The organism is Halomonas campaniensis, from assembly GCF_014193375.1.
Classification (GTDB): Bacteria; Pseudomonadota; Gammaproteobacteria; order Pseudomonadales; family Halomonadaceae; genus Halomonas; species Halomonas campaniensis.
In genome coordinates this window covers 1-6,038 of sequence record NZ_JACHZF010000051.1, presented here as the reverse complement: position 1 = coordinate 6,038, position 6,038 = coordinate 1, and the positions used below count along the sequence as shown (strand labels likewise).

Sequence of the window (6,038 nt, the reverse complement as noted above, 5' to 3'; positions counted from 1 at the left end):
GGCGCTCGTCGGAGTACTTCATCGGAACCTCGTCACGCCCCACATCGTTCAGAGTCTAACAGCCGCTGAGGCTCCAACTAGCTTGACAGTGGGGGCCGGTCAGTATCGCCATGCCGAGCCACCACCAGTCGCGCCGGGTCAGCGGAAGCTGGGCGATGCCCAGTAGCAGGATGGCACCGGCGGTGACCGTCAGCAGGCGGGGCAGGGCGATCAGCGAGGCCTCGTTCCAACTCCACAGGAAGGGCAGCCACAGGGCCAGCAGCAGGAGCCCGAGCCCCTTGTGGAAGGCGCTGAAGCGGATCACCCCGCGCGCCGCTGGCCACATGGCCAGGGCCATCATCAGGGCAAGGCCCATCCACACCGCCGCATTGTGGGGCATCCTCAGTCCGGTGCCCCCCATGTTGGGGAAGGTGACGTGCAATAACACCACGAAGGTGAAGAATGTGGTGCCGATGAAGGCGCCGATCAGGCGGCGATCGGGGGGAGTGCTTGCGTCCATGTCGGATCCCTGCTGCGTAATGTATCCACTTGTAACCGTCAAGTGTCAGCGCTGGGCGACCCCAAGTAAAGCCACGGCGTGATATTTGCGGCTGCCCGATTCCCTATGGCAGGCCACGCGTCAGCGTGTCCTGCCACAGGCCGTGAGATGATATCGCGTGAGCCGGCTTGGGCTTGTCAAGCAGGACGGAAGTGACTTTCCCTGCCACCCTGTATCGTGAAATGGGTATACAACAAAAAAGGAGAGATCCATGGGATACCCTGCCGCCGTCGGTTTGCTGATGGGGTTGCTGTTGCTAGGTGGGTGCAGCCTCTTTCCGGAGCGTGAACGTTCGGATGACTCGCTGATGTTGGAAGAGTCTGCCCTGATGGCCACGGTCACCGCCGATGGGGATCTCGTCTTCTACCGTATGGAGCCGTCTCGCGCGGCGACAGGCCAGGGGAGTTCGCGCAGTCGGCACAAGATGCTCGGCTTTGACGGAGGCACCCAGACGGTGCTGGCGGCGGCCCATCGCCTGGATGACACCGAGACGCAGAGCCTGATGCAACGCCTCATGGCAGTTGTATGCCCAGTACGAGCAGCAGACCCCTCACCTCTGCCGTCTGCCCCCGCTGGCACGGCCCTCCCAGGTGGGCGCCCAGGCCAGCGTGCCGGGGTTCAGCCTCTCGGCCAGCTGGGATGTCGAGGCGCTTTGTGAGCCGCGCGTTACTCAGTGACAGCCGCCTGTTTCTTCCTGCCCCGTGCCTTGGCGGCCGTTGTTGCGACGAACTCAAACTATACTTTATTTTGCAAGCATGCCGATGGCGGTTTCGGTGCGCATACAGTCCTAATATGACCTCGAGGAGGGCGCGCGATGTTCAAGGAGTTCAAGGAATTTGCCGTGCGCGGCAACGTGGTGGACATGGCGGTGGGCATCATCATCGGCGGGGCCTTCGGGACCATCGTCTCGAGCCTGGTCAATGACGTGCTGATGCCGCCGATCGGCCTGCTGATGGGGGGCGTCGACTTCTCCGACATCTTCCTGGTGCTGAAGGGCGAGGGGCCCTACGCCACCCTGGCGGATGCCACGGCGGCGGGGGCGGTCACCATCAACGTGGGGGTGTTCGTCAACAACGTGATCAGCTTCCTGATCGTGGCGTTCGCGGTGTTCCTGCTGGTGAAGGGCATCAACCGGCTGCGCCGCCAGCAGGCCGCGGCGCCCACAGAGCCCACCGCCCCGCCGGAGGACATCCTGCTGCTGCGCGAGATCCGCGATAGCTTGGTGAAGAAGGACTGACCGGGCTGATCGGGGACAGTCCCTATTTACCGCCTGGCCTGAAGCTGTGTCACCAGAGGTCGGCAGCGATGCCGGCCACTGTTGGTCGCAGGGTAGTCCCTTGATCCCGCCTCATTCACGAGGGTGCTGATTGCGCTGTCTGAAGGTGCTCGTTGGCGGCATCGCTTGTTAGGATCGGCCTCTTCGACGCGAGAGGCCGCCTAGTAATGCCCGAACGCGTTGTTTTTTCGCCTTCTTATAGCTCTTGGGAATCAATTGCGACTGTCCAAGCAGCCGTGATCGCCGACCGCCGCCGCGGTCGCTCGACTCTGGTGCTGTGGTGGTCTCGCAGGAGCGTCAGCTCAGCGCGGTCAACTTCGGCAGCCCCTTCAACAGCGTCGGCCACCACTTGTCGGCGGCGGCGCCCAGATGAACAGTGATTCGCCGAGCGTGCAGCCTCAGCGTGGCGGCGATCTTGAGCAACTGCTCGCGCATCCGACTCAGGCTCCAGCCTTGCCGTGTCTGCCGCTCCAGCAGGCAGCGCAGACCATGCAGGACCTGGTAAGCATAGAGGCTGAGTAGCAGGCTTACCTCGTTACGCGCCATCACGTCCTGAACGCTGGAGGCGCCGCGATCGGTCGACGAGAGGTGCACGTCGAGCGCCGACTTTACCTCGCCCATGTGCGCCTCGGCGCTGCCGCGCTTGCGGTAGAGCGCCAGGACCTTCTCGGGCGGCCAGTCGAACTTGCCGAGGTTGGTGACCAAGAAGAAGGCATGCAGCAGCAGATCATCGGGGCGTTCCTGGACCACCAGCACTACGCGCCGTGGCGTCGGCCAGGTGCCGGCTTGGTACTCAAGGTCGTGGCACCATTCCCGAGGCTGCTCGGGCGGGCGGCCTCGAGGCCGTTTCAGGTACGGCGCCGCCAGCTTCTGGAGACCCGAGTGGCTGCGCAATCGGCCCAGGTACTCGATGTCGCGCTCTTCCAGGGCCTCCAGTGTCGCGTTGTCGGTGAAACCGGCGTCGATGCGCACCCGCACCTCGGCCCCGGTACTCTCATTGAGTCGGCGCACCAGATGCGGGATCCAGGTATCGGCGTTCTCGGCCGGGCCGGCGTTACCCTCGCGCAGCAGGCCGCCCACCATGTCGCCGGTTTCGGCCAGCGAGGCGACCAGCGGTGAATAGATCCGTGTGCCGTACAGACCATGATAGGCCGAGCCGCCCTGGTGGCCGTGGACCTCGATCGGCAGGCCGTCGATGTCCAGCGTCAGCTGCGTGGGACGCTCGCCGTTCTTCAGCGCGGTCAGGCGCCAGACCACCAGTCGCAGCAGGCCTTCGTGCACGGCATCGATGTTGTCGTTGCGGCCCAGACAGGCCAGCAGCCGCGACAACGTGGCTTGAGACGGCCGGTCCTGGGCCAGGGGCGTCATGCCGCGCGCATCGCTGCAGGCCAGCTGCCAGAGCGGGTCACGCCGTAGCGTGTCGGTATCACTGAGGTCGATCCAGCCCATCGCGCGCTGCATCACCAATGTTCGCAGCTGGCTGGCCAGCGAGTGGCGAATGCGTAGCGGGTGGCGTCGATCGACCAGGTTGTCGTCGAGCGCCTCGATCACGCCGCTGCTATCGAGGGCTTCACGCAGCAGCAGAGCGCCGCTGTCACTGGTGGTACGCTGGCCGCTCAGCTCGACACGGACAGAGCCGTTGCACGAGGGCGTCCAGGTGGATAGGCTTTCACCCATAGCGGATGGTCCTCTGGAATCAGGTTCTTGCCGGAACGTTCTGATTTCTCGAGAGAATACCATCCGCGTGCGCCAGGCGAAGCCTGGTCACCCGGGAACAGGCTCAGTGCCTGCAGAAAGGGTGAGCTGAACCCCAGTGGGTGCAATTCCCATCCGGCCAAGGGTAGCCGCCAGCCGGTAGCGAGCCTTGCGCAGCGTCGGGTAACCGCCGCTGTGAAGCGTAGGCAGCAAGTGAGCAGGCCGTGTCATTGAGCCCCGAAATTTTCACCATGCGATCGCCGACGCCTTGCGGATAGCGGAAGGCAACACGAACTCACCGAACAGGCTTGGTGAGGGAGGGTCGCCGGGGTCATTAGAGCAGGGCATGCTCACACAGGGGGTTCCCAGGAACCTGGGAGGCCCATTTCCCTCCTTCGATTCAACAACGCCAGGTACGGGAGCCACCTGACCCGAAGGCCCCTGGCCCAGCGCTGTAGTGACCGGCGGTGATGGGAGCGAAACAACAGTCACTCAGAAGGTATGGCACGGCAAGGGCAGCGAGCCGGCCAGATGGGGGAATGGGAGTCGGAGTCACCCATAGTACTCATGAAGGCGGGGAACCGGCTCGACGGGACCCGGTGGAGGGAAGGGGTGGCCAACCATCAGAACCGCATGAGGGCAACATGACAGGTGCTCAGGAACCTGAGGTCATGTCCACGAAACAAGTGCGGATAGCAGCGCTAGCAGAGCGTTACCCGCAGCGTGCCTTCACCTCATTGGCGCACCATATCGATGCCCAATGGCTGAAGACGGCCACCCTGATGACGCGCCGGGATGGTGCCGTCGGGATTGATGGCCAGACGGCGGATGATTTCGGACGCGACTTCGAGGCTAATATCCAGCGTCTGCTGGAATCGGCCAAGAGCGGTTGCTATCGAGCCCCGCCGGTGCGGCGTGTCCACATCCCCAAGGGAGATGGGCGCACCACACGGCCGATCGGCATTCCTACCTTCGAAGACAAGGTCCTGCAACGTGCCGTGGTGTCCCTGTTGGAGCCGCTCTATGAGCACGATTTCCTTAACTGCTCATACGGCTTCCGGCCGGGGCGCTCGGCGCATCAGGCGATCAAGACGGTATGGGATGGCCTGTCGTCGATGGGAGGTGGCTGGGTCATCGACCTGGACATCCAGTCTTTCTTCGACACGATCGACCACCGGCACCTGCGTGACCTTCTGCAGAAACGAGTGAAGGACGGTGTGATCCTCCGCCTGATCGGCAAGTGGCTCAAGGCCGGGGTACTGGAAGATGGGCAATGGCAGAAGGGTGAGTTAGGCAGCCCGCAAGGGGGTGTGATTTCTCCTTTGCTGGCGAACGTCTATCTCCACTACGTGCTGGACGAGTGGTTTGAGAAAGACGTCAAGCCACACCTGCGAGGACGTGCGTTCGAGGTACGTTTCGCCGACGATGCCGTGCTTGCGTTCAGCAGCGAAGCCGACGCCCGCAAGGTGCTGGAGGTGCTGCCCAAGCGCTTCGCGCGCTTCGGCCTCACCCTGCACCCGAGCAAGACCCGGTTGGTGCGGTTCCGCCCGCATCGCGAGCAGCGGGCCGAGACCTTCGACTTTCTGGGCTTCACCCACTACTGGGGGAAGTCACGCCGCGGGCTCTTGGTTATCAAGCGCAAGACGGCGAAGGATAGGTTTCGGCGTGGGCTCAAGCGCATCGCGCAGTGGTGCCGGTGGAATCGTCACCTGCCGATTCGGGAACAGCACAGGAAGTTGAGTCGTAAGATCCAAGGACACATTGCCTACTATGGTATTCGCGGCAACATGCGATCCCTCCAGCAGCTCCTGTATCGGGTGCGGCTGGTGTGGGTGAAGTGGCTGAGCCGGCGATCCCAGAAGGCAAATATTGTGTGGCGAAAAGCGCTTCAACTTTTCAAGGTGCTGCCGTTCCCCAAGGCAAGGATCGTGCATCAATGCTGATCCTTCAGCGAAACTGGTGGTTGAAGAGCCGGATGCGTTAATTGCGCATGTCCGGATCTGTGGGGGGCCGGGTCGAGCAATCGCCCGGTCTACCCGACTATCTTCGTTTTCAGGCCGCCCTCATGAATAAGGGGGGGTCAAGCTTAGGGCAACCGGTCAGAATAGTTGTCGTCCACCGGCCAGAGTAATTGTCGCTCTATAATCAGGATGCCTTGCCGCTCTATCGGCAGAGCCAGATCTTTGCCCGGCACGGCATCGAGATCCCGCGCAACACCCTGGCGCGCTGGATGGTGCAGGTGGGCGATCGGCTGATCCCGCTGGTCGAGGCCCTGCGTCGGCACCTGCTGCAGGGCCCGCTGATCCACATGGATGAGACCACCCTTCAGGTCAACACCGAAGCCGACCGGCCGGCCAGCGCCACATCCTACATGTGGCTGCAGCGCGGTGGCCCGCCGGGCCAACAGGTGGTGCTGTTCGACTATGACGCCAGCCGAGCCGGCCGGGTGCCCGTGCGCCTGCTGGGTGACTACGCCGGTCGCCTGGTCACCGACGGTTACGAAGGCTATGCCGAGGTGGTGCGAAAGAA

The 6,038-nt window shown here is 63.3% G+C and carries 4 protein-coding genes and 1 pseudogene; 3 read left to right on the top strand and 2 right to left on the bottom strand.

Annotated elements, in window-relative coordinates; translation table 11 throughout:
- Positions 1 to 55 precede the first annotated feature (55 nt).
- A complete protein-coding gene (locus BDK63_RS18000; RefSeq protein WP_183334483.1) occupies positions 56 to 499 on the bottom strand; it encodes a hypothetical protein in 444 nt (147 codons plus the stop codon).
- A gap of 853 nt (positions 500 to 1,352) precedes the next feature.
- On the opposite strand from BDK63_RS18000, the gene mscL reads away from it, so the two are divergent.
- Positions 1,353 to 1,775, top strand: coding sequence for a large conductance mechanosensitive channel protein MscL (gene mscL, locus BDK63_RS17995; protein ID WP_183334481.1), 423 nt, complete (start codon positions 1,353 to 1,355; stop codon positions 1,773 to 1,775).
- Between the two features lie 336 nt (positions 1,776 to 2,111).
- Here the strand turns inward: mscL and BDK63_RS17990 are convergent, their stop codons facing one another.
- Positions 2,112 to 3,491 (bottom strand): IS1380 family transposase, encoded by a 1,380-nt coding sequence (locus BDK63_RS17990; protein ID WP_425485965.1) that lies wholly within the window; start codon positions 3,489 to 3,491, stop codon positions 2,112 to 2,114.
- A gap of 689 nt (positions 3,492 to 4,180) precedes the next feature.
- Here BDK63_RS17990 and ltrA point away from each other — a divergent pair.
- Both ltrA and BDK63_RS17980 read left to right on the top strand, forming a co-directional pair.
- Positions 4,181 to 5,452: a group II intron reverse transcriptase/maturase gene (ltrA, locus tag BDK63_RS17985; protein WP_221202686.1), complete on the top strand. Its 1,272-nt coding sequence runs from the start codon at positions 4,181 to 4,183 to the stop codon at positions 5,450 to 5,452.
- A gap of 212 nt (positions 5,453 to 5,664) precedes the next feature.
- A pseudogene (locus tag BDK63_RS17980) lies at positions 5,665 to 6,038 on the top strand (IS66 family transposase); the annotation flags it as partial.

What these genes read in the sequence shown, in the direction of transcription:
- ltrA (WP_221202686.1), top strand. Translation starts at nt 4,181, where the DNA reads ATGTCCACGAAACAAGTGCGGATAGCAGCGCTAGCAGAGCGTTACCCG.
- mscL (WP_183334481.1), top strand. Translation starts at nt 1,353, where the DNA reads ATGTTCAAGGAGTTCAAGGAATTTGCCGTGCGCGGCAACGTGGTGGAC.
- BDK63_RS17990 (WP_425485965.1), bottom strand. Translation starts at nt 3,491, where the DNA reads ATGGGTGAAAGCCTATCCACCTGGACGCCCTCGTGCAACGGCTCTGTC.
- BDK63_RS18000 (WP_183334483.1), bottom strand. Translation starts at nt 499, where the DNA reads ATGGACGCAAGCACTCCCCCCGATCGCCGCCTGATCGGCGCCTTCATC.